The organism is Alcanivorax sp. HI0044 (genome assembly GCF_001634945.1).
In genome coordinates this window covers 1-523 of the sequence record NZ_LWEZ01000626.1, presented here as the reverse complement: position 1 = coordinate 523, position 523 = coordinate 1, and the positions used below count along the sequence as shown (strand labels likewise).

Here is a 523-nt window from a genome sequence, read left to right as displayed (position 1 = left end):
AACGTGCGTTTTTTCGTGGCGGAAAAAGACGGTGAAGACCCGGTGTGGTGGTTTGGCGGCGGCTTCGATCTGACACCCTACTATGGTTTTGAAGAAGACGTTGTGCATTGGCACCAGACGGCCCGCGACGCCTGTGAACCGTTCGGTAGCGAGATCTACCCGGAATTCAAAGCCTGGTGTGATGACTACTTTTATCTCAAGCACCGGGATGAGCCCCGTGGTGTGGGCGGCTTGTTCTTTGACGATCTGAACCGCTTTGATTTCGACACCAGCTTTGCCCTGATGCGCAGTGTGGGCGATGCCTATGTGCCCGCCTATCAGCCGATCCTGGCGCGCCGTAAAGACCACGATTATGGCGAGCGCGAGCGTCAGTTCCAGCTGTACCGTCGCGGCCGCTATGTGGAGTTCAATCTGGTTTACGACCGCGGCACGATTTTTGGTCTGCAATCCGGTGGACGTACCGAGTCCATCCTGATGTCACTGCCACCGCTGGTGCGATGGGACTACGATTACCACCCCGAGC

At 57.2% G+C, this 523-nt stretch carries 1 protein-coding gene; it reads left to right on the top strand.

Annotated elements, in window-relative coordinates:
* A partial coding sequence (locus tag A3730_RS07555) for an oxygen-dependent coproporphyrinogen-III oxidase (protein WP_063537825.1) occupies window positions 1-523 on the top strand: 523 nt, incomplete at both ends.